The 23,582-nt window shown below is 71.0% G+C and carries 21 protein-coding genes and 1 pseudogene; 11 read left to right on the top strand and 11 right to left on the bottom strand.

From position 1 onward, the window contains the following. Position 1: 1 nt before the first annotated feature. From Asera_RS14175 to Asera_RS14165, 3 genes are all read right to left on the bottom strand, one after another. Complete coding sequence (locus Asera_RS14175; protein ID WP_030448565.1) at positions 2 to 574, bottom strand: TIGR03086 family metal-binding protein; 573 nt, start codon at positions 572 to 574, stop codon at positions 2 to 4. A 129-nt stretch (positions 575 to 703) separates the two neighbouring features. Beyond that, positions 704 to 1,756: an aldo/keto reductase gene (locus Asera_RS14170; RefSeq protein WP_030448566.1), complete on the bottom strand. Its 1,053-nt coding sequence runs from the start codon at positions 1,754 to 1,756 to the stop codon at positions 704 to 706. Between the two features lie 40 nt (positions 1,757 to 1,796). Continuing rightward, positions 1,797 to 2,450 (bottom strand): GntR family transcriptional regulator, encoded by a 654-nt coding sequence (locus tag Asera_RS14165; RefSeq protein WP_212804585.1) that lies wholly within the window; start codon positions 2,448 to 2,450, stop codon positions 1,797 to 1,799. Between the two features lie 231 nt (positions 2,451 to 2,681). On the opposite strand from Asera_RS14165, the gene Asera_RS14160 reads away from it, so the two are divergent. Beyond that, positions 2,682 to 3,293: a hypothetical protein gene (locus Asera_RS14160; protein WP_211255735.1), complete on the top strand. Its 612-nt coding sequence runs from the start codon at positions 2,682 to 2,684 to the stop codon at positions 3,291 to 3,293. Between the two features lie 82 nt (positions 3,294 to 3,375). On the opposite strand, the gene Asera_RS14155 is transcribed toward Asera_RS14160, so the two are convergent. Together Asera_RS14155 and Asera_RS14150 are read right to left on the bottom strand one after the other, a co-directional pair. After that, positions 3,376 to 4,020: a hypothetical protein gene (locus tag Asera_RS14155; protein ID WP_030448569.1), complete on the bottom strand. Its 645-nt coding sequence runs from the start codon at positions 4,018 to 4,020 to the stop codon at positions 3,376 to 3,378. An 89-nt stretch (positions 4,021 to 4,109) separates the two neighbouring features. Next, positions 4,110 to 5,051, bottom strand: a complete 942-nt coding sequence (locus tag Asera_RS14150; RefSeq protein ID WP_030448570.1) for an AraC family transcriptional regulator — start codon at positions 5,049 to 5,051, stop codon at positions 4,110 to 4,112. Between the two features lie 122 nt (positions 5,052 to 5,173). Here Asera_RS14150 and Asera_RS14145 point away from each other — a divergent pair, with 122 nt between their 5' ends. Further along, positions 5,174 to 6,079 carry a phytanoyl-CoA dioxygenase family protein gene (locus Asera_RS14145; RefSeq protein WP_030448571.1) on the top strand — a complete coding sequence of 302 codons (906 nt, stop codon included), beginning with the start codon at positions 5,174 to 5,176 and terminating at the stop codon, positions 6,077 to 6,079. A 63-nt stretch (positions 6,080 to 6,142) separates the two neighbouring features. Continuing rightward, positions 6,143 to 6,367 (top strand): annotated as a pseudogene (locus Asera_RS33940) (hypothetical protein); the annotation flags it as partial. Between the two features lie 225 nt (positions 6,368 to 6,592). Here the strand turns inward: Asera_RS33940 and Asera_RS14135 are convergent. Then, complete coding sequence (locus tag Asera_RS14135) at positions 6,593 to 7,204, bottom strand: VanZ family protein (RefSeq protein WP_211255736.1); 612 nt, start codon at positions 7,202 to 7,204, stop codon at positions 6,593 to 6,595. A 456-nt stretch (positions 7,205 to 7,660) separates the two neighbouring features. On the opposite strand from Asera_RS14135, the gene Asera_RS14130 reads away from it, so the two are divergent. The 4 genes from Asera_RS14130 to Asera_RS14115 all read left to right on the top strand — a co-directional run bounded on the left by Asera_RS14130 (position 7,661) and on the right by Asera_RS14115 (position 12,057). Then, positions 7,661 to 8,833 carry an amidohydrolase gene (locus tag Asera_RS14130; RefSeq protein WP_030448574.1) on the top strand — a complete coding sequence of 391 codons (1,173 nt, stop codon included), beginning with the start codon at positions 7,661 to 7,663 and terminating at the stop codon, positions 8,831 to 8,833. An 85-nt stretch (positions 8,834 to 8,918) separates the two neighbouring features. Then, the gene (locus tag Asera_RS14125) at positions 8,919 to 10,214 is read left to right on the top strand and encodes an MFS transporter (RefSeq protein WP_051802758.1); all 1,296 of its coding nucleotides are present in this window, start codon (positions 8,919 to 8,921) and stop codon (positions 10,212 to 10,214) included. 56 nt (positions 10,215 to 10,270) lie between these two features. Continuing rightward, positions 10,271 to 10,825: a DinB family protein gene (locus Asera_RS14120; RefSeq protein WP_030448576.1), complete on the top strand. Its 555-nt coding sequence runs from the start codon at positions 10,271 to 10,273 to the stop codon at positions 10,823 to 10,825. A 122-nt stretch (positions 10,826 to 10,947) separates the two neighbouring features. Then, positions 10,948 to 12,057, top strand: a complete 1,110-nt coding sequence (locus Asera_RS14115) for a hypothetical protein (protein WP_030448577.1) — start codon at positions 10,948 to 10,950, stop codon at positions 12,055 to 12,057. A 335-nt stretch (positions 12,058 to 12,392) separates the two neighbouring features. Here Asera_RS14115 and Asera_RS14110 read toward each other — a convergent pair whose 3' ends face one another. Further along, positions 12,393 to 14,051: a carboxylesterase/lipase family protein gene (locus tag Asera_RS14110; RefSeq protein WP_030448578.1), complete on the bottom strand. Its 1,659-nt coding sequence runs from the start codon at positions 14,049 to 14,051 to the stop codon at positions 12,393 to 12,395. Positions 14,052 to 14,517: 466 nt separating this feature from the next. Between Asera_RS14110 and Asera_RS14105 the strand changes: the two genes are divergently transcribed. After that, entirely contained in the window at positions 14,518 to 15,429 is a 912-nt protein-coding gene (locus Asera_RS14105) for a HEAT repeat domain-containing protein (protein WP_157035076.1), read from the top strand. A gap of 231 nt (positions 15,430 to 15,660) precedes the next feature. On the opposite strand, the gene Asera_RS14100 is transcribed toward Asera_RS14105, so the two are convergent. Together Asera_RS14100 and Asera_RS14095 are read right to left on the bottom strand one after the other, a co-directional pair. After that, a complete protein-coding gene (locus tag Asera_RS14100) occupies positions 15,661 to 16,491 on the bottom strand; it encodes an SRPBCC domain-containing protein (RefSeq protein ID WP_211255737.1) in 831 nt (276 codons plus the stop codon). Continuing rightward, a complete protein-coding gene (locus Asera_RS14095) occupies positions 16,488 to 16,955 on the bottom strand; it encodes an SRPBCC family protein (RefSeq protein WP_030448581.1) in 468 nt (155 codons plus the stop codon). Before Asera_RS14095 ends, Asera_RS14100 begins: the two co-directional genes overlap by 4 nt. Positions 16,956 to 17,365: 410 nt before the next feature. Between Asera_RS14095 and Asera_RS14090 the strand changes: the two genes are divergently transcribed. Continuing rightward, a complete protein-coding gene (locus Asera_RS14090; protein WP_051802759.1) occupies positions 17,366 to 18,496 on the top strand; it encodes a M23 family metallopeptidase in 1,131 nt (376 codons plus the stop codon). Positions 18,497 to 18,712: 216 nt separating this feature from the next. Here Asera_RS14090 and Asera_RS14085 read toward each other — a convergent pair whose 3' ends face one another. Beyond that, positions 18,713 to 19,231 carry a GNAT family N-acetyltransferase gene (locus tag Asera_RS14085; RefSeq protein ID WP_030448583.1) on the bottom strand — a complete coding sequence of 173 codons (519 nt, stop codon included), beginning with the start codon at positions 19,229 to 19,231 and terminating at the stop codon, positions 18,713 to 18,715. Between the two features lie 318 nt (positions 19,232 to 19,549). On the opposite strand from Asera_RS14085, the gene Asera_RS14080 reads away from it, so the two are divergent. Both Asera_RS14080 and Asera_RS14075 read left to right on the top strand, forming a co-directional pair. Next, positions 19,550 to 20,347, top strand: coding sequence for a hypothetical protein (locus Asera_RS14080; protein WP_157035077.1), 798 nt, complete (start codon positions 19,550 to 19,552; stop codon positions 20,345 to 20,347). Continuing rightward, the gene (locus Asera_RS14075) at positions 20,344 to 21,606 is read left to right on the top strand and encodes a 7-cyano-7-deazaguanine synthase (protein WP_157035078.1); all 1,263 of its coding nucleotides are present in this window, start codon (positions 20,344 to 20,346) and stop codon (positions 21,604 to 21,606) included. The genes Asera_RS14080 and Asera_RS14075 overlap by 4 nt, the downstream gene beginning before the upstream one ends. A 13-nt stretch (positions 21,607 to 21,619) precedes the next feature. Here Asera_RS14075 and Asera_RS14070 read toward each other — a convergent pair whose 3' ends face one another. Then, on the bottom strand, positions 21,620 to 23,425 hold the full coding sequence (locus Asera_RS14070; RefSeq protein ID WP_244843873.1) for a DUF2075 domain-containing protein: 1,806 nt from the start codon (positions 23,423 to 23,425) through the stop codon (positions 21,620 to 21,622). Positions 23,426 to 23,582 lie beyond the last annotated feature (157 nt).

Raw genomic sequence — 23,582 nt, 5'->3', positions numbered from 1 at the left:
GTCAGTCGCCGGCGGCGCGCTGTCCGTACTGCGGGGCGCGGCCGGTGATGGCGACGATCCGATCGATCAGCGGGGCGTCGTCGGCGACCGGCTGACGCGGCCCCCACAGCTGCGGCACCGGCGCGGCCGGGACGAACACCTCGACGTGCGCCAGGCAGGCGCGCAGCGTCGCCTCGGGCAACTCCCACGGCAGCCCGGCGGCGCGAGCGATGTCCCAGCCGTGTACGACCAGCTCGGTCAGCGCGATCCTGCCCCAGGTCTCGTTGGGCAGCTCGGTCCCCACGTCGGTACTGCCCTGCCAGGCGCCGGGCTCGTCCCACGCCGCGCCGAGATCCCGTACGTGCGCGGCCACCCGCTGCCGCCAGCCCTCGTCGAACCGGGTCGGCGCGGCCGGATCGTCGGCGTCGACCCGCTTGCGGGCGAGCCGGGCGAACCCCTGCGACACCTCGTCGACGTGCCCGATCACCGCCCCGAGGTCGTACTCGGAGCACGGGGTCGCGGTGCCCAGTTGCTCGTCGCGTACCGCGCCGACCAGCAGCGCCACCTGCTCGCCGGCCGGTTTCAGATCGATCATCGCACCCCTCCGTTCGAACCCTTCACCGTCTTCGACGATCCCGGCGGGGCAAACTGGTCGGTGCCGGCCCGAGTTCGTTCTGGTCAGGGTGCGGCCGACCCGGAATGTCGACCGCACCCGGATCGTCGATCAGCGATCAGCCGCGGCGCGCTCGGTGGAGGGGCGGCGGCGCAGGGTGGCGTCGGTCAGCGCCGGTGGGGTCCAGGTGGCTTCCATCAGGTCGGTGCCCGGCGGGACGAGTTCGTCGATGCGGTCCAGGGTCGCGTCGTCGAGTTCCAGCGCCGTACCGGCGAGCAGGTCGTCGAGCTGGCTCGGGGTGCGGGGTCCGAGGATCACCGAGCTGACGGCCGGGTGCACGATCGGGAACGCGACCGCCAGCTGCGGCAGCGTGCAGCCCAGTTCTGCGGCGAGGGCGATCAGCTCCTCGACCACCTCGTACTTGCGCTGGTTGGCCGGCAGGCTCGGGTCGAACCGGGACGGGTTGTGCACGGCGCGGCCGGTGGTCAGGTCGACCGGGGAGTCCTTGCGGATGCGGCCGGTCAAAAACCCCCAGCCCAGCGGGCTCCAGGTCAGCACGCCCATCCCGGACCGCTGGCACAGCGGCAGGATGGCACGTTCGATGCCCCGGGCGAGGATCGAGTACGGGGGCTGCTCGGTACGGAACGGCAGCAGGCCGCGCGCCGCCGAGATCGCGTGCGCCTCGGCGATGTGGTCGGCGGGGAACGTCGAGCAGCCGAAGGCGCGGATCTTGCCCTGGTGTACCAGGTCGGTCAGCGCCGACAGGGTTTCCTCGATGTCGGTGGTCGGGTCGGGCCGGTGCACCTGGTACAGGTCGATCCAGTCGGTGCCGAGCCGGCGCAGGCTGTCCTCGACGGCGCGCGCGATCCAGCGGCGGGAGTTGCCGCTGCGGTTGGGGCCGTCGCCCATCGCGAAGTGCACCTTGGTGGCGAGTACGACATCGTCGCGGCGGCCCTTGAGCGCCTCGCCGACGATGCGCTCGGAGCCGCCGTCCTCGCCGTAGGCGTCGGCGGTGTCGATGAAGTTGATGCCCGCGTCCAGCGCGGTGTGGATCATCCGGGTGCACTCGTCAAGGTCGGTGTTGCCTTCGGAGCCGAACATCATCGCACCGAGGCAGTACGCGCTGACCTCGATGCCGGTGCCGCCCAGCGGCCGGTAACGCATCGTCATGCCCGGCACGCTAGATGCTAGACCGAACTCTAGGTCAACTCCGCCGCTCGGTCGTCTGCTGCGCGGCGGTACGGCTGGTGCGCAGGTGCCGGCGGGCCAGCTCGGCGGCGGCCGACCCGTCGCCGGCGGCGATCGCCTGGTAGATCGCCTCGTGCTCGGCGTACACCTCGGCCAGCTCGTCGTGCTGGCCGAGCAGCCAGCGCATCCGGCCGGACAGCGTCACCGCGACCTCGTCGAGCAGGGTGTTGCCGCTGGCCGCGGTGACCGCCTCGTGGAAGTCGGCGGCGGCGCGGCGCGCGGCGGTGCCGTCGCCGCGGCCGGCGGCGTCACCCTCGGCGTCGAGCGCGGCCCTGATGCGGCGCAGCGCGGCGGGGTCGTGACGTTCGGCGGCGCGGCGGATCGCCAGCGGCTCCAGCGCGCCGCGCACCTCGATGAGTTCGTCGATGTCGCGTTCGGTGAAGATCCGTACCGTCATCCAGCTGTTGCGACGCGGCACCGCGAGCCCCTCGCCGACCAGGCTGCGCAGAGCCTCACGCACCGGTACCCGGCTGACGCCGAGCTCGGCGGACAGTTCGCGTTCGACCAGCCGGGAGCCGGGTTCGCGCACGCCGTCGATGATCTGCTCGCGCAGCACCCGGGCGACCCGTACCGACTCCGGCTCGTCGCCGTCCCGCGCCTGCACCCCCACGCCCACCAGTCTAGGGGCTGCCCACCTGCGCCGATTTTGGTCTCGGGGCGAGGGTCGACTCGACCGGCGCATCGTGCCACGGCCGGCCGGGGGGCGAATCCCCCGGCGGAGGTATCCGGGTACCACGTCGACGCGATGCGGCGCGTACGTCGAGGTTCCGACACTGGAGCCGTCAGCCGCGCCGAGCGAAGAGACGGGGATGCCATGGCCGGACCGGGATTACTGGAAAGATTGCACGGACCGACCGCGGCGGGAGTGCCGCGCTGGGCGGTGGTGACGGCGTACCTGACGAGCCTGACCGTGCTGCCGTCCTCCGTCTGGCGCATCGTCGGTTTCGCGTTCGGGGCACCGGTGGTCGAGCGCGTGTCCGGACACCGCCCCGGGGAGGGGCCGTCGCTGATCCCGGACAGCTGGATGGGCGTGTACGTCGTTGGCCTGAGCATCGTCAGCGAGGCGCTGGCGTTCCTGGCGTTGGGGTTGGTGTGCCGTTGGGGTGAGGTGTTCCCGCGGTGGCTTCCGCGGCTCGGCGGGCGAACGGTGCCCATGCGCGCCGCGGTGATCCCGGCAGCCGTGGGGTCGACGTTGCTGATGATCTTTCCGTACGCACTGTTCATGCACTACGTGCTGGACAGCACGGTCACCGGTGTGCGGCACGGCGGTGGGCTGGTCATGCACGGCTGGCAGTCGGTGGCGTTCGCCGCCGCGTACCTTCCGCTGGCTGCCTGGGGGCCGCTGCTCGCCGTGTTGACGGTGCACTATCACCGCCGCCGGACCCGGCGGGCGGTGTCCGGAGACGGGCTCCGGCCGGCCGGGGCAGGGCAGGCGGTCGCGGCGAAGCGATGACCGCGGCTTCCGGCCCGTACCGGCGATGTTCGTGCGCGTCGTGGCGGGACCGGCGGCCCGGGCCGGGCATCACGTCAGGACCTCACGTCGTGAGCCGATCGGGGTGTTCGGGCCGGTCCGCTTCCTCCGGCCGGTCCGGCTGCCGAGCGACGTCGGCGCCCGGCGCGGCCGGATCAACGTTCTGCGGCGCGATTGCAGGATCCGGGTACGGCGGGTTGGCGTCGGCTGCCGGCGGGGTGGGGTCGGGTGCCGGTGGGGCGTCGGCTGCCGGCGTGGTCGGTCGGGGTGCCGGCGGGGTGGGGCCGGGCCAGGTGGGGGCGAACGGCGCGTTCGGCGAACCGTTCTGCGCCCGTACGGCTTCGCCGAAGTGGGCTCGGGTTTCCGGGCGGGGCAGCAGAACCAGCGCGAGGACGCCGAATACGCCGCCGGCCACGCAGCACAGCGTGCCGGGCACCAGCGACGCGATCGCACCCGCGTACACGAGGTTCCGGTTGCGGCCGAGCAGCAGCTGCACCCCGCCGAACACCGCGAGCCCGCCGGCGAGGATGCCCACCAGCGGTACCAGCAGGGAGAGTCCCCGCAGCTCGTGGTAGCCGATGCTGTCTCGGATCGCGGCGATGGTGGCGATCGCGGACGCCACCGTCTCGATGCCGCTGCCCACGATCAGGCCGACGCCGGCCACCGTGATCTGGTTGGGCCGTGGCGGACGGGTGAAGGATTCGGACATGGCGGGATGCTACCGGCCGAACGTGGGATCGGTCCCACAGTCGCCGGGCGGTTGCCCGCGCCGCGGTCACACCGACCGGGACGAGCCGATCAACGTCGGTCGACCCCGCGGGTGGATGGCGGCTCGCGGGTCACGCGACCCGCGGGACACCAGTCGCCCCGGCCGGAGGAGATCGTGGCGCGGTGCGGCAGCGGCGGCAGCGCGGCCCGGAACTGGCTCGGGGTGCGTCCGGTGATCTGGTGGAAGCGGCGGGAGAAGTGGAACTCGTCGTTGAAGCCGAGGGCCGCGGCGATCTGCCGGCCGGTCAGCTCGCCGTCGGCGAGCAGCTCGCACGCGCGGTCGATGCAGCGCAGGGCCCGGTAGCGGGCCGGCGAGACGCCGGCAAGGCGGCGGAACCGCTTGCGGAACCCGTCGTAGGACATCGACATCCGGGCGGCGACGGCGTCCAGTGGCTGCTCGCGGCGAAGGTCGGCAGCCAACAGCGCGCTGGCCCACGACAGCCACCAGTGGTCGGCCTGGGCGTCCTCGCGTGGCGGCGTGGACTCGGCGTCGGCCAGTACCGAGAGCAGTGCGCAGACGGCGGACAGGGCGGCGCCGGCGTCGGTGCGCTGCAGGTCGGCAACGACGCGCTCGAAGGCGGTCGCCCATCGGTCGACGGGCTCCAGGCGCCGCACCGGCCGGGCGGGGTCGAGCAGGCCGGTGGAGCGCCACAGGTCGAAGACGGGGCCGTCGAACAGCAGGTACAGCTCGCTCCACGTCTGGCCGGGCGGCGGGCCGTAGGTGTGGCCGAGGCCGGGGAACAGCAGCAGCAGGTCCCCCGGAGCGAGCGCCGTGCGGGTTCCGCCGGCGTCGGCGTAGCGGCCCGAGCCGGCGAGCAGGTAGACCGCGGCGTAGCTGTCCAGAACGCGCAAGGGCGCAACGGGCAGGCCACGTCCCGCGCGTAGCCGGCCGGCGGCACGCACGGCGCCCACCGCCGTCGTGGCGGCGGCCCGGACGACAAGCTGTGACGGCAGCGGCGATCGCTCGGCCATGCTCCCAGCATCGCCGGCGGCGACCAGAATCGACAAGGTCGCAGGTCAGTTCGTGCAACACCACCGGCGCTGCCCGACCTACGGTGAGTCGGGCAGGCCAGCCGGTGTGAAGGAGGTCCGAGATGTCTTCGGTAGCTGACGGCCGGATCAGCGCGCAGGGCGCCGATCTGCGCGACGCAGTGGGCGCGCTGCGCCGTTCCGACGACGTGGCGGGCGACGCGGTCGAGTTGCGACACCGGCTGGCGGCCGACGGGTACCTGTTCCTGCCCGGCTTCCTGGCGCGTGACGAGGTACTGGCCGCCCGGCGCGATCTGCTGACGCGGCTCGCGCAGCAGGGCCGGTGCGAGCCCGGCAGCGGCGCCGACGACGCGATCGCCGCACCGGGCTTCACCGGTTTCGCACCGGAGGTCGCGGCACGCAGCACGCCGCTGCTGGATCTGCTGTACACCGGCCGCATGATCGAGCTGTACGAGGCGGTCTTCGGCGAGGCGGTCCGCCACTTCGACTACACCTGGCTGCGGGCGGTGCCGCCGCGATCCGGTACGCCGCCGCACATGGACAGCGTGTTCATGAACCGCGGCACGCTGGACCTGCTGACGGCGTGGACTCCGCTGGGCGACATCGACCGCACGCTCGGCGGGTTGGCGATCCTGGAACGTTCGCACACCCACGACGACCTGCGCGCCGGGTACGGCAGCCGCGACGTCGACGAGTTCTGCCGCAACGGTACGAGTGCCGAGCATGATGCGATCCACGAGGGTCTGCTGTGGAACGGTGCGCTGCCGGAGGATCCGGGCCGCCTGCGGGAGCGTCTCGGCGGCCGCTGGCTCACCGCCGACTTCCGGGCCGGCGACCTGCTCACCTTCACCATCTTCACCGTCCATTGTGGACTGGACAACAACACCGGCCGGCTCCGGCTGTCGTGTGACTCGCGGTACCAGCGGGCCAGCCAGCCGGCGGATCCGCGCTGGATCGGCGCCCACCCCTCCGCACACGGCGCCCGCAGCAAGCGCGGCGTCCTCTGCTGACCCGACGGCTATCCGCTACGCGAGCCCGGCCGCGGTCGGCTCCCCCACCCCTCCCGCTGACCGGTGCCGGGTTCAGCCCAGTGCGGCGGGCAGCCCGAACGGCGCGAAGTGCTCCGCGCCGAGGAACGAGACGATCTCGGCGATCCGGTCGCCGCGGCTGCGGCCCTCGAACCCGGGCAGCGCCCGCCAGGCAGCCCGTACGTCGGGCTGGTCGCCTGCTTCCCGGTCGAGGACGTGGATGCGGCCCTGGCCCCCGCCGAACAGTTGGGCGGCACCCGGGTACTGGCACCGGTGGACACGCCCGTCAGCCGCATCGCGGTGTTCGCCGACCCCGACGGCAACCGGGTGGGCCTGGTACGCCACTGGCGGGGCGCCGCCCGACCGCATCGGCGCCGCCCGACTCCGACCGGTGTCGGCAGTTTCGCGGGCTCCGATCGTGGCCGGCGGCGAGCCATCCCGCCGTGTTCGTGCGGTATCTGGGGCAGCTGCCGCGGCCGCGCGGCAGCACCACGGTTACGGCAACGCGCTCACCGGCGCCGCGTGGCCGGTGAGCGCAGCGGTACGAGGATGCGCCGGTGCGGCGGTGCGGTCGCGCATCGGGGCGTAGTGCAGCGGGGAGGCGACGAACAGGCCGGTGGCGAGCAGGGCGAGCACGGTGCCGATCAGGCAGATGCGGGTCATCACGCGGGCAGTACGGGCGCGCAGGCGGCGGCGTACCAGGGCGGTCAGGGCGATGCCGGCCACCCCACCGGCGGTGTTGGTGATCACGTCGGTGACGTCCGACCAGCCGATGGCCAGCACGTACTGGGTGGTCTCCAGCGCCAGGCTCGCCGCGGCGACCACGACCGCCGCCTGCCACCACGGGCGGGCCGGGGCGAGCAGTCGCAGGTAGAGGCCGAACGGGACGAACATCAGCAGGTTCGCGGCCACTTCCTGCGGCGAGTTGGGGTCCAGCCCGCCGTCCGGGCTGAACGGGATGAGCTTGACGTGGCGCAGGGTGCCGTCACCGAGGTGCGGGGGTTCGAGCTTCCACAGCACCAGCCAGCACAGCAGGCCGAGGTAGACCACGAACAGCGCGACCAGCAGCGCCTGCCCGCGCTCGCCGGGCCGCTCGTTCTCCCCCACCACACCAGCTCCACCACGACCGACAGCAACGCCCCATCGTACGAGACCCGGAGGCTTCCACCGCGCCGGCGAGACCCTGCGGCTGATGAGCGTGCCCACGCATCCCGACGACGAGTCGAGGTCTCGGAGCAGGAGGACGACCTGTTCGCCGGGGTGCGTCCGCGCCGCTGACGGCGAGACCGCCGCACTCGGCGCGTCCACCCCGTCCACGGACGACGCTGCTCGGGTTGCCCGGTCGGGAGCAGGTCGCCGGACACCGCCGGTGGGACGACGAGCGCCACGGTCCGGGTCGTCACCGCTCATCAGGACCGGCGAAACCGGTGTTGCTGCGCCCGGTGCTGCCGCGGCAGCGGGTGGGTACGGTCACCGCTCGCGCCACGGATCCATGCCGTCATTTGGTATACCATTTTCGCTGGGGCCGCCTGAGCCGCCGGGACCAGCGAAGAAAGGTGCGAGATGACCCGTTCCGTGGTGACCAACGTGCGACCGTGGGGTGGCGCGGCCAGCGACATCGTCATCGAGAACGGGACGATCGCCGACATCCGGCCGACCGGCGCCGGCGAGCCCGCCGGTACCACGCTGGTAGACGGGCGCGGGCTGCTCGCGCTGCCCGGCCTGGTCAACGCGCACGCGCACCTGGACAAGAGCTGGTGGGGCAGGCCCTGGGTGTCCTACGGCGGCGAGCCGACCACCCAGGACCGCATCGCGCACGAGCGGGCGCACCGCGACGAGCTCGGCATCCCCAGCCCGGAGGCCACCACCGCGCTGGTGCGCCAACTGGTCGCCTTCGGTACCACCGCGTTTCGCAGCCACGTCGACGTCGACCTCGGCGTCGGCCTGACCGGCATCCAGGTGGTGCGCGACGCGGTCGCCGCGGTCGATCCCGGTATCCGGCTGGAGATCGTGGCGTTCCCGCAGGACGGCGTGCTGCGCCGCCCCGGGGTGCTGGACCTGCTCGACCAGGCCGCCGCCGAGGGCGCCGACCACATCGGCGGGCTGGACCCGGCGTCGATCGACCGCGACCCGGTCGGCCAGCTGGACGCGCTGTTCGACATCGCCGTACGGCGCGGCGTCGGGCTCGACATCCACCTGCACGACCGCGGCGAGCTGGGCGCCTTCCAGTACGAGCTGATCATCGAGCGCACCCGGGTCAGCGGGCTGGCGGGCCGGGTCAACATCTCGCACGGCTTCGCGCTGGGTAACCTCGCGCCCGACCGGCAGCGGCAGCTGGTCGACGCGATGGCCGAGGCCGGGGTGTCGCTGAGCACCGTGGCCGGAGTGACCGCGCCGCGGCTGCCGAACACCGCGCTGCGCGACGCCGGCGTACCGGTGGGCCTGGGTACCGACGGGATCCGCGACCTGTGGGGCCCGTTCGGCGACGGGGACGTGCTGCGACTGGCCGGCACCCTGGCGCAGCTGGCCGGCTGGCGGCGCGACGAGGATCTGCTGTCCGCGGCGCGCATCGCCACCTCGGCGGCGGCCGGGTTCGTCGGCCGCGAGCGCCACGACCTGGTCGTCGGCGCGCCGGCCGACCTGGTCCTGCTGGACGCGCAGAACCCGCAGGACGCGATCACCCGCGCCCCGGACCGCGACACCGTCATCGTCGCCGGCAACGTGGTCCGCGGCTGACGTAGCTTTCCCTTTCACACCAGGCGATCCGACCCGGATGGCGATTCGGGTCGGCGCCGGCGTGCCGGGGTGCAGAGGAGTAGCAATGGTACAGGCGGCCCCGCCGGTCGCTCCCCCGCGGCCCGACGGGTTGCACCGCAAGGTGTTCGCGTCGCTGCTGCGCTACCCGCGGTTTCGGCTGCTGTGGGTGTCGAACCTGTTCTTCTTCGGCGGCGTGTGGACCCAGACGCTGATCCTCGGCTGGCTGGTGTTCGACACCACCGGCTCGGAGTTCCTGCTGGCCATCTTCACCGCGGTACGGCTGGCGCCGATGATGCTCGGCCCGCTGTCGGGCGTGGTCTCCGACCGGTTCGACCGCGCCCGGCTGCTGCTGGTCGCCTCGGGCTGGGCGCTGACGGTGGTACTGCTGCTGTCGGTGCTGGTGTCCACCGGCACCGCGCCCTACTGGCTGCTGGTGGCCGGCGGGCTGTGCCTGGGGTTGGCGCAGTCGCCGTCGCAGCCGGCGCGCTCCACCCTGGTCCTGGACTTCGTCGGGCGTGAGAGCCTCAGCAACGCCAACGCGCTCAACTCCATCGTGATGAACATGACGCAGGTGATCGGGCCGGCGATCGGCGGCGCGATGATCAGCGCGCTGGGCGCCGCCGGCGCGCTGTGGGTGTCCACCGCATGGTTCGCGGTCTCGTTGGTGACGCTGTGGCCGCTGCGCAACGCGGCGCGGCGGGTGGCCCACCCCGGCGGGGAGTCGTTGCGGCAGCTGGTCTCCAGCGGCGTGCGCACCGTGTTCGGCAACCGGCTGGCGGCCGCGGTACTGCTGATCACGTTGGTGGCCAACATCTTTCTGTGGCCGATCTACCAGGCGTTCATGCCGGTGTTCGCGAAGGTGCACCTCGGGCTGGACGCCGGCGGCCTGGGCTGGCTGCTGACCTGCAGCGGGCTCGGCGGGCTGGTCGGCTCGCTGGTCATCGCCGCGCTGGGCGACTTCCGGTACAAGGGTGCGATGTTCGTCGGTGGCACGGCGCTGTGGGGCACGCTGTGGGTGGCGTTCGCGATCTCCGGCTCGGTACCGGTCTCGTTCGCGCTGCTCGCCGGGGTGGGGCTGGCCAGCTCGGCGTTCGGGGTACTGCAGACCACGCTGCTGCTGATGCTGACCCCGCCGGCGGTGCAGGGCCGGGTACTCGGGCTGCAGGAGCTCGCGATCGGGGTGATGCCGCTCGCGACGATCATGCTCGGCGCGGTCGCCGAGGTACTCGGCGTCGCCGGTACCACGATGATCAGCGGCACCCTGCTGGTGCTGTTCCTGGCCGGCCTCGCGATCAAGGTGCCGCGGCTGCTTCGTTACGGCGGTCACCCAGCATCGCCGCTTGTTGAGGACAGGAGTTGACCGCAAGGGCGACTAACCTCGTCTTCAACAGCGAGAACGAGCCGCTTGGGAGCATCATGACGACCGTGAACGAGCCGACCAGCACCACCGAGCAGCCGGCGATCAGCCAGGAGCGCGCCGACATCCTGCAGATGCTCGCGCACCAGCGGCACTTCCTGCGCTTCACCACCCGCGACCTGACCGACGAGCAGGCCGCGCAGCGCAGCACCGTCAGCCAGCTGTGCATCGGCGGACTGATCAAACACGTCACCTCGGTCGAACGCGGCTGGGCCGCCTTCATCGTCCAGGGCCCCTCGGCGATGCCCGACTTCACCAAGATGACCGAAGCCGACTTCCAGGCCCGCGCCGACGAGTTCGCGATGCTGCCCGGCGACACCCTCGCCGGGGCGCTCGAGGAGTACGAGCAGGTGGCCCGGCGCACCGACGAGCTGGTGCGCACCGTGCCCGACCTCGACGCCAGCCACCCCCTGCCGGACGCGCCGTGGAACGAGCCCGGCGCCCGCTGGTCGGTGCGGCGCACGCTGCTGCACATCGCCGCCGAGACCGCGCAGCACGCCGGCCACGCCGACATCATCCGCGAGTCGATCGACGGCGCCAAGTCCATGGGCTGAGCCCGCACAGCCGCCCGTACTGCCGTGCGCCGGGCCGCGCACGGCAGTACGGCGCGGTAACTCCGCTCGGCCCCGCGGCGGCGAGGCGCTAACGTCTGTGCGGTCGGCGACGAGGGGGCAGCATGCGGCGGGCGACAGCAGCGGTCACGATCGGGGCGGCGATGCTGCTCGCTGCCGGATGCGCCACCCCGCCCGGTGGCAGCAGGGCGGCCTCGCCGACGCCGTCGCCATCGGAGACCGGCTCCACCGCGCCGGCCGACTTCACCACCGCGATCGGCCGCGCGTACCAGGGGATCAGCAGCACCAAGAGCCTCACGCCGAGCAAGGCGGTGCTGGTCGGGCCGCACTCGTACCTGCAACTCGACCGGGTGGCGCGGGCGACGACGCTTACCGCCGACCAGCTCGGCGTCGCCCAACTCGGTGACCAGGCGCTGCCCGTGCACGCCAGGTCCGGGTACGAGTTCGTGCTGGCACACCTGACCCCGAACAGCACCAGCGGCACGGGCGCCGCCCAGCCCGGCCTGCCCGGCTACGACGGTGACGCCCTGAACGCCAGCAAGGCCGCCCTCGTGGTCGACGGCACCAGCCGCAGCGTGCCCGGCCAGCTGATCGCCGACGAGACGATCATCGTGTCGGTGCCGGCCGGCGCGCCGGTCTCGCTGCGGATGAACGACGGCGGCCGGGCGCAGGACCTCGACCTGCGCACCGGCAAGCGCACCCGCACCGCGAGCCCGCTGTACTACCCGGTGCGCGCGGCCAGCCCCTCGTTCGACGACGCGTACTACGTGACCGGTCCGCACAGCACCGCCGGCCTGACCTTCGCCAGCGGCAAGGCCGTGCTCGCCCCGTACGCCGACAAGCTCGGCTGGGCGCGCAAGGGCCGCGCCTGGCTGTTCGTCACCGTCGGCTTCAACACCGACAGCCTGTCGCAGTTCAAGCCGGACGTGGCGCGCAGCCTGACCCTGACCGCCGGCGGCGCCACCCTGACCGGCCACGCCACCAGCAGCGGCGACACCACCAGCGAGTCGGATGCTCCCGGGGCCGCCGGTGGCCACCTCGACCTCGCCTTCGACGTACCGGCAAGCCTGCGTTCCGGCACGCTCAACTACCTTCCGGTGGGCTCGTTCGTCGTGGACGGCAAGACCGTCTCCGCGACCCCCTACCAGGGCGGCGACCCGCACTACAACACCAGCGTCCAGCACGAGCACGTCAGCCTGAAACCCCGCACCTGACGATGCCGGCGCCGATTGACCGGTCGCCTCTCGATCTTCGACACAGCTTCCAGGCCGGCCCTGGCGGTGGCACCGGGCTGGCGATCGTTCGGGCGATGTCACCGCACGCCGGTGGGACGTCGGGCTACCCAGGGCAGGCAGATCCGGTGTCGACAGAAACCGTGACAGGTACCCCGAGCCTGTCACGGTTTCTGTCGGCCACGGAGTGCCGCGCCTCGCTCGTACCGCGGAGCGCAAGTGCCGGGTGGCCAACGGCGAGCGTGCGCTACCGGCCGGACCTCGCCGTACGCACGGTGCCCGTGCGGGCGCACCGTTCGCGTCCGCACGGCCGTGCATCAGTAGTGCGTCGTGCGCGACCAGAACGCGCAGTGGTGCTGGTCGCGCAGTTGCTGGGCCGGGATCAGTACGCTCGCGCCGGCTGGCCGCAGCGACAGCACCTGCTGGTGCTGCCGGTCGTAGCGCCGCCAGGCCGGGCTGTGCGCGGCCGCCGGGTTGCCGGTGCGGGCGAAACTGGTCCACTCGGCGAGCAGTTGGTCCTGCAGCGCCGCCTGGTTGGCATCCAGCTTGCCCGGCGGGTAGTGCACGAGCAGGTTGGTACCGCTGTGTACGGCGCCGACCGGTCCGGTGATCTCGTGCGCCGGGTTGTCGGCGTCCTCGTCGAGGTCGGCGTAGAGCGGGATGTGCCGGGCCAGCTCGTCGTTGGCGTCCAGCAGCGGGCACACCGACGCCGAGTCGGCCATGATCGCGCGGTAGGCGATGAACGGCGAGGAGTACCGGCTGAGCGGATAGAGCCGCCGCACCGCCGGCGCGAGCCGGCCGAACTGCTCGGTGGTCAGCTGCCGGTACTGCGCCGGTGTGTCGGCGACCACGGTGTGCAGTCCGGGCTGGTTCTCGTAGATGCCGCCGTTGAACTCGTCGCGTCCCACGTCGGTGATCAGGCTGACGTGGTTGACGTGTCCGGTGGCGAACGCCTTGGCCGGGGGCATGGTCAGCGTGGTGCCGTTGACGATCGGGCCGATGGTGCCACCGGCGGTCGGATCCACGAACTGACCGCCCTTGTCCACCAGCGTCTGCGCGGGCACCTTGCGCAGGCAGGCCGCGACGTCGCCGTGGCCGCAGCCGAGCTTCGCCGCGAACTGCGCGCCGGTGCGCTGCGCCTGTGACTCGGTGTAGTAGGTGGACTTGCAGTCGGCCTTCGACCAGATGGTGTTGTTCTGATAGTTGTAGAAGCCGCTGACGCTGATCCCCTTCTGAAACAGGCCCTTCGCGGTCGGCGAGGCCACCTGGTCGCACACGCTCGCGCCGCCGGCCGACTCGCCGAACACCGTGACGTTCTGCGGGTCGCCGCCGAAGTGCGTGATGTTGCGCTGTACCCAGCGCAGCCCGGCCTGTTGGTCCTGGAGGCCGTAGTCGCCGGAGTGCTCGCCGAGCGCCGCGTGCGCCAGGAATCCCAGCACGCCCAGCCGGTAGCCGACGTACACGTAGACGACGCGACCGGTACGCACCAGGTTCTCGCCCTGGTCGGTACGGTTCTCGCCGAGGAAGCCGCCGCCGTGGAACTCGTACATCACCGGCAGCTTCTCGCCGGGCTTGGCGTCGGCCGGTTTCTCGATCTTGAGGTACAGGCAGTCCTCGCTGGTGTCGGCGCCGGCCACGCTGGGCTCCGGGCAGCTCTTGGCTGGCTGGGTCGCCGGCAGCGTCTTGCTCCACGGCTGGTGTGGCTGCGGCGGCCGCCAGCGCAGCGCGCCGACCGGCGGCGCCGCGTACGGGATGCCCTGGTACGAGGTGACGCCGTCGGCGCTGGTGCCGCAGACCGGGCCGTCGGCGGTGTTCACGGTGGTGCCCGAGGTGCACGACGGGGCGGCGGCGCCGTGCTGCGCGCGCGTCCACAGCGCCGGTACCACCAGCGCCAGCGCGGTGACCGCCGCGATGCCCGCGGCGGCGATCGAGGTGCCCAGCCGCCACCGGCGTCTGTTGCCGGATAACTCTGCCATGTGTGTGCTCCCCTCACGCAGTCCTGCGTTTCGTGGAGCCGAGGATCTGGACCTACCGCACGCGAGACAGTCCTCAGTGGACGGTCAGACGAGGGACTCCAGCGCCATCGATGGCCCTGCGCCGGATGGTCCGGGGCTGGGTCTGCGTCGTCCTCGGGCTCCGTGACCGACGCGCACGCGGGAAGCCACCGCCACCGCGCCCGAGCGGAAGCGCCGCTCGAACCACCACCGGATCTCACCCATGTCGAGCCACCTGACCGACCAGTCGATAGATCCTCTTTATGGCGAAAATACTGCTATCGCAACATGCCTGCAATGCATTCCACCGACAACGCTCAGTCAGGCAGCGCGGCGGGCCAGCCGCTACGAGACGACGTGCGCGGCAACTCGACCGCGCCGCGGGCCGCCCACCGGGACCGACCACGCAGGCGTTGAGCCGTGACCGAGATGCGGCTATGGTCATGCCATGGGCGCGGGTGTACCTCGGGTGCGGTGTCAGCTTTGCGGGAAGCGCGACCAGCACGCCACCCGCGTCGGGCTCAGAATGGCCCCGCTGATGTTCTGTGACGGCTGCACCAAGCGGCTGGAAAAGGGCCAGGTGACCGAGGTTCCGCTACGCGTTGTGCGCCGGGTCTGCCGGCAGCTCGACTCCCGGGACAGCAGCGTGCGCAACTGCGCCACCCGCAAGCTCGCCCAGCTTCGCGACCCGCGCTCCGCGGATGCCCTGGACACATTCCTGACCAGGGTCGGCAACAACTCTCTGGACGGCCTACGGGCGTTGCTGAACACCGGCGACCCCCGCGCGGCCGAGCACCTGCGAGCCTGCGTGACGAAGTACAACTCGCACGAGGCGATGAAGATGCTGGTGCAGACCGGTGATGAGCACGCGTTGGCAGAGCTTGGTGCCCTCCTCGTCAAGCACCCGTCGTACCAGGCGTTGAGTTCGCTGGTGGAGGTCGGCGACCAGACCAGCGTCGAGTACATCTACCAGACGCTGCGCGATCACCAGAGCTGGTGGACGACGAGCACCTCGTCGTACAACGCGGCCGAGTCGCTGGGTGGCGCACCGGACATCACCCACGTCACGAGTTGGGAGATCGACAGTGCACTGCTTCGGCTGCATACCCTGAGTAAGCGGCTGACCGGCGACGGGCACCTGCTGTCGGTGCAGATCGCGGCCCGCCTGGCGCAGGACCCGGCGTGCGCACACCGCGACGCCGCGGCAGACGCGCTGGTGCGCTACCTGGTGGAGTGGCGGCTTGGCGGCAACGCGGCCTGTCGGAAGGTCGTTGCTGCCGCGGCAGGTCACTTCGAGCAGGGCGATGCCGCCAGCCGGGCCCGTGCCGAGAACCTGCACCGCATCCTCGATCCTGCCTGACGGCGCCAACCGAGCAGGTCAGGGGCACGGCCCGAATGCTGGCCGGCGCGCAGAGAGCACGCGCCCCGTTGGCAGTCGAGTCGCCCACGTCGTTGGGGTTCCGCGTGCCGCGAACGCTCTCTCGCGGAACTTCGGAGCGCGCTGCCAGCTCTGTCCATACCGGAGCTGTGGTTTTCGATGCGGGGGCTTCTCGCGGCGACAGCCGTGGACCGCGTCGAGATCTGCAACCGGTCAGGGCCGGTCTTCGGACTGCACCAGGGCGACGAGCGCGTCGAGGAGTTGCGCCCAGCCGGGTTCGAGTCCGGCGACGGCCGGCGCCGCCTCGGGCGACGCGTTCGACACCCGGATGAGCAGGGTGACGGTGGTGGTGCCGGTGCGGTTCTGGTGGATGTCGACCGTGTGCTCCGCGGAGAACAGTGGCGCCCCGGACTGATCGACCGGCGCTAGGGTGAACACCAGCCTGCGGCCGGCGTCGACCGCGGCCACCTGGCCTGCCGACTCGTACCGGGTGCTGTCTCCTTCTCGCAGCACCAGCCGGATCGGTGCGCCGACCCGTGGGGCGAGGTCGAAGGTCTCGACGCGGAAGTGCCGCGGCGCCCACCAGCGTGCCGCCCACTGCGGCTGCGTCCACGCCGCCCAGACGGTCGCGGCCGATGCCCGTACGGTGCGGTGCATCCGCAGTACTCGGCTGCTGTCGCCCGGCGATGGCGCGGCCTCGGTGGCGATCGCGGCCTCGTAGTCGTCCAGTACGGCGTCGTCGGGGTCGCTCTCGGCCAAGCGGCCGAAGTGGTCGGCGAGCTGTTGCAGGGTGGCCCGGTCGAGGCGCGCGACGCGGCGGCGTCCCAGCTTGTGCAGCCGGACGACGCCGGCCGCCGCCAGCGCCTGCAGGTGCTTGGTGGTCTGCGGTTGCAGGGCGCCGATCGCCTCGGTCACCTCGCCCACCGTGCGCGCTCGCGCCGCGAGCAGCTCGACGATCCGGAAGCGCGTGGGCTCGCCGATGGCCGCGAGCGCGCGCTGGATGTCGACCGGCTCGTCGGCCGAGTCGGCAGCGTCGGATGTCACTGGGCGGCGACGAGCCGGGCGAGGTTGTCCAGCTCGTTGGTGCGGCCGGCGACGAGCCGGCCGGTCCACTCCTGGTCGTGCATCTCCTCGATGCGCATCACGACGCGGGTGCCGCCCTCGACCGGCGTCAGCTCGATCTCGGTGAGCTGCTCGTACGGCTCGTAGTCGGGCACGAAGTCGATCACCGACCGGTAGCCCAGTCGGGTCGGCTCGTCGATCTCGGTGAAGTACTTGCGGGACTCGGTGGCCAGTGGCATCCCGTGTTGCTGCATGAACGCGACCTGTTCGGGCGCGACGGCGGTCATGGTGTAGGTCAGCTCGCCGCCGGGGCGCAGGTCGAGCTGGGTGACGTCGGTGCGGAACCCCTCGGGCGCCCACCAGCGGGAGATGCCCTCGGGTGTGGTCCACAGCTGCCAGACGCGCTCGGGCGATGCGGCGACGACGCGCTCGATCGTTTCAGTCATGCGCTCATCATACATTCTTCTAGAGGAATGTAAAGCCACGATCGTTGCCGCGTTCCCACCGCTCGCGTGGCACCGGCGGCTGCCGCACAGCCACGTTGCGCCGGAGTGATCATGGTGTTGCCTGAGGTGACCGTCACGATGTGACGCAGCACCCACACCATGAATCGGGAGCCACCCGGGCAAAGCAATCCACGCGTACCGCGCAGGCGTTCCAATTGCCGCGTACAGCGCACACCTCCGGTCACACTGCGTCTACGGTGGGCGCTGCCGTCGGGTGGTCACCACGGCCGCCCGCGACATGGAGCCCCAGGCTCGGATCCTGAGCCGAGGCCCGGACAAGTGCATCCCCCCGACAGCGGTGCGGCGAATCCCCTTCCCCGTCGCCAGGCCGCCGACGCAAGGACTCCCCCATGAACCCCCTGTCGTTGCTGTTGCGTGCCCTCGACTCGGCCCTACGTTGGTTCCTGTCGCTGCGCACCACCCCGTGGCGCCGGCGCGCCGGTACCGCCATCCGCTCGTTCGCGGCCACCCTGCGGACGATGCGCCGCCGCGCCGCTGCGGCGCTGCTCACCTTCTGGACCACGCTGCGCACCACGCCGTGGCGCCAGCACGCCCGTACGGCCTGGACCACGCTGCGCACGATGCCCTGGCGCCAGCACGCCCGTACCGCCTGGACCACGCTGCGCACGACGCCGTGGCGGCGCCACGCCCGTACCGCCGCGGCCCGCGTGTCGGACCCGCGCTGGTGGCGGGAGATCGGCGGCCGCACCGTGGCGCTGGCCCGACGGCCGCGGGCGCTGCGGATCGGCGTCGCCGCGCTGCTGGGCGGCGTGGTCATCGCCGCGAGCGCAACCACCGCGGTCGCGGTACACACCGGCGACGGCGCCCCCGCCGCGCAGGCGGCCGAGACCACGGCGCAGCACTCGAACGCGCGGCAACACACCGCCGCCAGCCGCGGACAGGACCGGCCGGTGCCGGGCGACAGCGGTACGCCGAGCCGTGAACCGGCGAAGCCGGCGAAGCCGCAACAGGGCGCCCGCCAACCGGCGAAGCAGCACGACGCGCACAAGCCCGAGAAGCAGCGGAAGGCGCGCAGGCCCGCCGCCAAGCCGTACGTCGACCGCGGCAGCTCGTGGCGGTTGCCGGTGCACGCCAAGCGCTTCTGGGTCAGCTCCCGGTTCGGCACTCGGTGGGGCGTGCTGCACGCCGGCGTCGACCTCGCGGTACCCATGCGCACCCCGGTACACGCCGCGCACGCCGGCCGCGTCAGCATCGCCGGCACCTACGGCGGGTACGGCCGCGCCGTCGGCATCGAGAACGGGCAGGGCGTCGCCACCGTCTACGGCCACAACTCCAAGGTTTTGGTCCACGATGGACAGTGGGTACGCGCCGGCCAGGTGATCGCCCTGTCCGGCAACACCGGCGACTCGCACGGCCCGCACCTGCACTTCGAGATGCGCCGGCACGGCGTGCCCTTCAACCCGCTCCCCTACCTGAAGGCCCACGGCGTCCACGTCCTCCGCGCCGCCGGCCACGGCTGAACCTCGGCGACTCACGTCCTGCTCGGCACGCACTGGCCGTCGCGCCGGGCAGGACGTAACCCTGGACCGTGGCGCCACTCTGAGCCGAGCCGAGGCGACACGCCGAGGGCCGGTGCCGGTGACGGCCCGCAGACGCGGAGCCAGGTGACGGCCCGCAGAGGCCGGAGCCAGCGGCGGTGCGGCGGCAACCGGAGCTGTGCCGGCGACTCGTCTCCGTCAGCGCCCGATGCTTCGCCGCCACCGGCGCTCGCCGTCCTGCCAGCGGTCGGTGGGCGTCAGTCCCGCCGCGGCGGCCACGGCGGCAGACGCGGCATGGTCGGGGTGGATGTGGGCGACGATCTCGTGCACCGGCTGCTCCGCGAGCCACTCCACGAGCGCCCCCGCGGCCTCGGTCGCGATGCCCTGGCCCTGCCATGGGGTACCGACCACCCAGGCAACCTCGGCGACCACATCGTCGCCGTCAGGACCGATCGTCGCCTGCACCGTACCGGCCAGGCGGCCGTCGCTGCGTAGCCGGATGACCCAGTTGAGCCAGGTGACCATCGGGTCGGGCGAGCCCGCACACCACCGTTCGTAGCGCGAACGCAGCTGCTCCACGCTCTCCGGCGCCCCACCGATGTAGGTGTGCAGCGCCGGATCACCCAACACCCGAGCCATCTCCTCGGCGTACGAGACCTGCACCGGCACCAACTCCAGCCGCTTCGCACCAATGACCCGCGCCTCGATACCGCTCACCCCGATGCCCCCAGCGTCCCGGCCCATTTTCGACACCGACCCAGTTGCGCGACTCGTCGACTGGCGTAATGAGAGGTCATCCCATCATCGTGGCGGCGGCTCACGCTCGCCCACGGGTCTCGGCCACCAGGCACCCGCCAGATCAGCAGCCGTGGTTCCCGAGTCGACCGCGTCGGCCGTACGCCTACCACAGCGAGCTCGGTCACGTCGAGCTTCTGTCCGGTAACCGCAAACTTATCTATCGATCTTGATCGATACACCGCAACGCCCTACCGTCCGATCCTGGTTGGTTACCTTCCGCATGCCAAGGGAGGCCGGATGGGCACATCGACAAGCTACCCGGGACCCGTGGGAGGCACCGGTGCGCACAACCGGGAATGGCAACGCACCCGACGACGCCTGACAGACCTTGGCAAGCGCCTCGACAACGTTCTCCGCGGACCGGGAGGCCCCGAGGGCGCGCGACAACTCTTGAACGACCGTCAGGACGACATTGCGGCCGGCCTTGCGGCTGCCCTCCGCGCCCACCCGAGCCGGGCGTTGCTGGTAGAGCCCATCACCGTCCAGGCCCGTGCACTCATCGACACATTGGAGCGCTTACAGCTCGACGGGCTTGTCGGCATCGGAGTTGTCGGTGCATCACCGGACGAGCGTGAGCTCCAGTTCATCTCCGCGTTCCTCGGCGACGTGTCCCCTGGAACCGTGCCCGAGTACGCGGTACGACGCGGCGTACGGAGCACCGTCGAAACCGCGATCAAGGACAACGCTCCGCTTCGAGCGGCTGTTCGGAGTGGCGACGGAGGCTACCGCATGCCTCGTGAGCTGTTCTGTTCGATCTTCCAGCTGTTCTTCGCCGATGCCGTACGTGCGTTCCTCCGCGCTGTCGTCGCCGAGCACCTCAAGATCGCCCTACCGGTCCTGTACCTCGACCCCACCGGGCTGATCGCCGACGCAGCAGCGAAGAAGCTGGTCGGATTGGTGCCCAATCCGTGCGAGGAAGAACGCCAGCAGCCTGGCCCACGCAGGGACAGCATCGCCGGTACGGCGCGTTCGATGGTCGTCCGAGCGGTCTCGCAGATCCTCGATCTCGACGAACAAGCCTTGGAGGCCGCATGAGCTTCCGGTACGACATCGACAACTCACCTGAGGGTGAGAAAGCCCGGTCTGGTTGGGACCGGCTTCCCCTGAACCAACTTCGTGCCACCGTCGCGACCGTCGGAGGCATGACAGCCTCTGCGGGGCGTGACACCGAGCGCTGGGGCGACGACATGTTCCTGGTCGCCCGCGCCGCTTACCTCGCCGACCGGATGTCGGATCGCCGGTCAACCGCCGACCGATGGACACGCGACATCGAGCTTCAGGTTCCCATCGTGGAGTACGACCGTTGGACACTCACCGCGTTGAACACCTTGGAAGAGCTACTGTCCTTACTCACCGGCGATCGCTGGTCCATCACGACCAGGCCTAGTAGTCGCGCCTACACCAGCGACGACATGCTCCCGCTACCCGTGTTCGGCAGCCAACAAGCAGATGAGATCGCCCTGTTCTCCGGTGGATTGGACTCGGCAAGCTACGCCGCTCGATCGGTGAGCCGGCACACCAAGACGGCCTACATCGGCTACGCGCACTCGAAGGTAAAAGGTCGAGTGAGTGAGGTCTTCCGCCGCCTTCGGGCGAGCGGCCACTTCCGCCCGGTGCCCGTAGCTGTCTTCAACCCCAAGGACATGACCTTCCGCAGCAGAGGGTTCCTCTTCATCGGTACGGCGGTACGCGCCGCGTCGGCGTACCAGGCATCTCGCATCGTCGTCCCGGAAAACGGGCAGCTCGCTCTGAATCCGCCACTGACCGAGGCACGAGCAGCGTCGTGCTCAACCCGGTCGGTACATCCGCGAACGCTCTACCTGTTCAATAGGCTCCTGACAGAGCTCGAGATGCCCTTGACGGTGGTCAATCCATTCGAGCAGATGACGAAGGGCGAGGTGTGCCAGGCAGCACTGGAGGCCGGAGCCGACGCGGAGACACTGTTCTTGACCATCAGTTGCGGCCACCCTCCGATCCAGCGACGCAGGTCGACCAGTGGCCACTGCGGGCGTTGCTTTCCGTGCCTGGTACGGCGTTCGGCACTCCTGGCATCGATTGGCAACGACCGCTCCGACTACCAGAACGACTACGGTTCCGGCGGCGATGTACTCGCGTTGAGGCGGTGGCTCTGTGGCCGATTCACGCCCGTCGACCTGCTCGCAGACACACCGCTGCCGTCGACGACCGACTTGGGTGGCGCGTACGAGACGGTCGCTCGCGGCCGGCAGGAACTCGCGCAGCTGTTCCGGTCGCTCCGCTCCGACCACGAGCTGTACCTCGACGGTGCCGCCTGAGAGACGGCAATGTTCAGCGGCGGATCAGGTCGGCGAGGAAGGCGCGGGTCTCCGGGTCGGTGGAGTACAGCGTGGTGCCGCGCATGCCTCGGGTGAGCAGGACCTTGTAGATGTTGCGTACCAGGCGGTCGAACTCACTGTCGACGACGGATTTCTTCCGCAGGTCGGGATCCTTGTTGTACTCGCGGCGGGTGACGAGTTTGCCGCTGCGGGACACCAGGTCGGGGCCGAGGATCACACCGGACCAGTCGTACTCGAAGCCCTGGGCGGTGTAGACGCAACCGACCTGGCCGAAGCCGCGCGGGTCGGTGGCCCACAGGGACGACTCGGGTGCGTCACCGATGGTTCGGTCGCTCTTGGCGTTCCACGGCCGGGCCCAGTCTTCGATCACCACGTCCTCGACGAGAGTGCCGTCGTCGCGTGGCGCGCTCCACGGCCAGCAGAAGCCGGCCGACATGCGGGCGATCTCGGTTCCCTTGGCCCGGAGTCGTTCTTCCAGCTGGGTCGGCGTCTCGACCACCTCGAGTTCGAACCGGTCGTCGCCCTGCCACGCCTGTGGCGTACGGCCGTCGAAGCCGAGCAGATCCAGGACCCACTGTTCGTAGGCCTCGCTGCCGCCGCAACGGAACTGGTCGTGCAGGCTGACCAGCTCGACATCGATGCCGCGCCGCTCGGCGTGCCAGTGGATGATGTCGACGGTGCCGGTCTCGCCGGGACGTACGACCTGGTGCTCGTCGAGCAGGAAGACCGGTACCCGCGCCGCGGACAGCAGCTCGTCGATCTGCGCGCCGCTGCGCTCCCGAACCGCCTTGGGCGTGTACCGGTTCACCGACTGGCGGCGGATGCGGTGCGCCTCGTCGCAGACCAGTACGTCGAGGTCGTTGGCCTCGGCATCGATGAAGTTGTTGAAGTACTTGAACAGGTTCTGGACCCGGGTGGACCCCTTGCCTGCCTGCTTGCGCAGGGTGCGGGTGAACGACTTCGAGCCGGTCGCGTGCACGGCGGCCCGCTCCTGCCGGTACAGGTCGCCGAGGACCGACAGGGCGATGGCGCTCTTGCCCGAGCCTGGACCGCCGGTCACCACGACGGCAGTCTTGTGGTCAGACCTGCGGGCCTTGTTCACCGCGTGCAGCACCATCTGGTAGGCGACCTGCTGCTCATCGAGCAGTACGAACTGCTCCCGCTCCCGCACCTCTTTCGCGGCGATGCGCATCAGGTTCTTGCTGGGCCGCACGTCGCTGGCCAGCAACCGTTTGCCGGCGGCAGCGCCGGGCTCCGGCGACAGCCTTGACTTGAGGAAGCTCATGAACTCGTCGCGTCGCTGCCGGGTGAACAACCGGCTCCAATCGTCCTGCACGTGGTCGAACAGGTCGAACACGTCGGCGTCCATCGCGTTGTGCAGGTACGCGACGCCACACAGCCGGTTGTTGTGTTCGGCCAGCTGGGTCAGATAGTCGGCCGTGTACTCGCAGTACCCGCGCACCTGCAACGACGGGTGCAGTTTCGGGCCGCCGGGCATGTCCTGGACCAGGACGAGGCTGGGGTCGTCCTCCCACAGCTCGGCCGACGACCACTGCTTCAACTCGACGATGACGTAGGTGTCCTCGCCGGTCCGCGGGTGGACGCCGGCGAGCACCACGTCGGCGCGCCGGCTGGTCAGGGGCAACTGGTACTCGATCAGCATCTCGACGTTGGAGAGCCCGGCCGCGACCAGGTCGTTCGCCAGAACGGGGAGGCTGCGCTCCCAGGAGCGCTGCTCCGACCTGGACGCGCTCTGCCAGGTGTTGTACCGGACGAACTCGGCGATCCGATCGCCCAAGGTGCCCTGCCTGGCCAGCTCGACAACATCCGCAACGGAGCAGGTGAACGCCGACAACGAACAACCCCCGGGCAGCACGAATCACTCGTGCGGTGGGGGCATATCCAGCCTCGGAAGCCCGTCGTTCCGCTCTGACGCGAGTCACTGTATCGACACA

Origin of the sequence: Actinocatenispora sera (assembly GCF_018324685.1) — a bacterium.
Lineage (GTDB): Bacteria > Actinomycetota > Actinomycetes > Mycobacteriales > Micromonosporaceae > Actinocatenispora > Actinocatenispora sera.
This window is presented reverse-complemented; position numbering and strand designations above follow the sequence as displayed.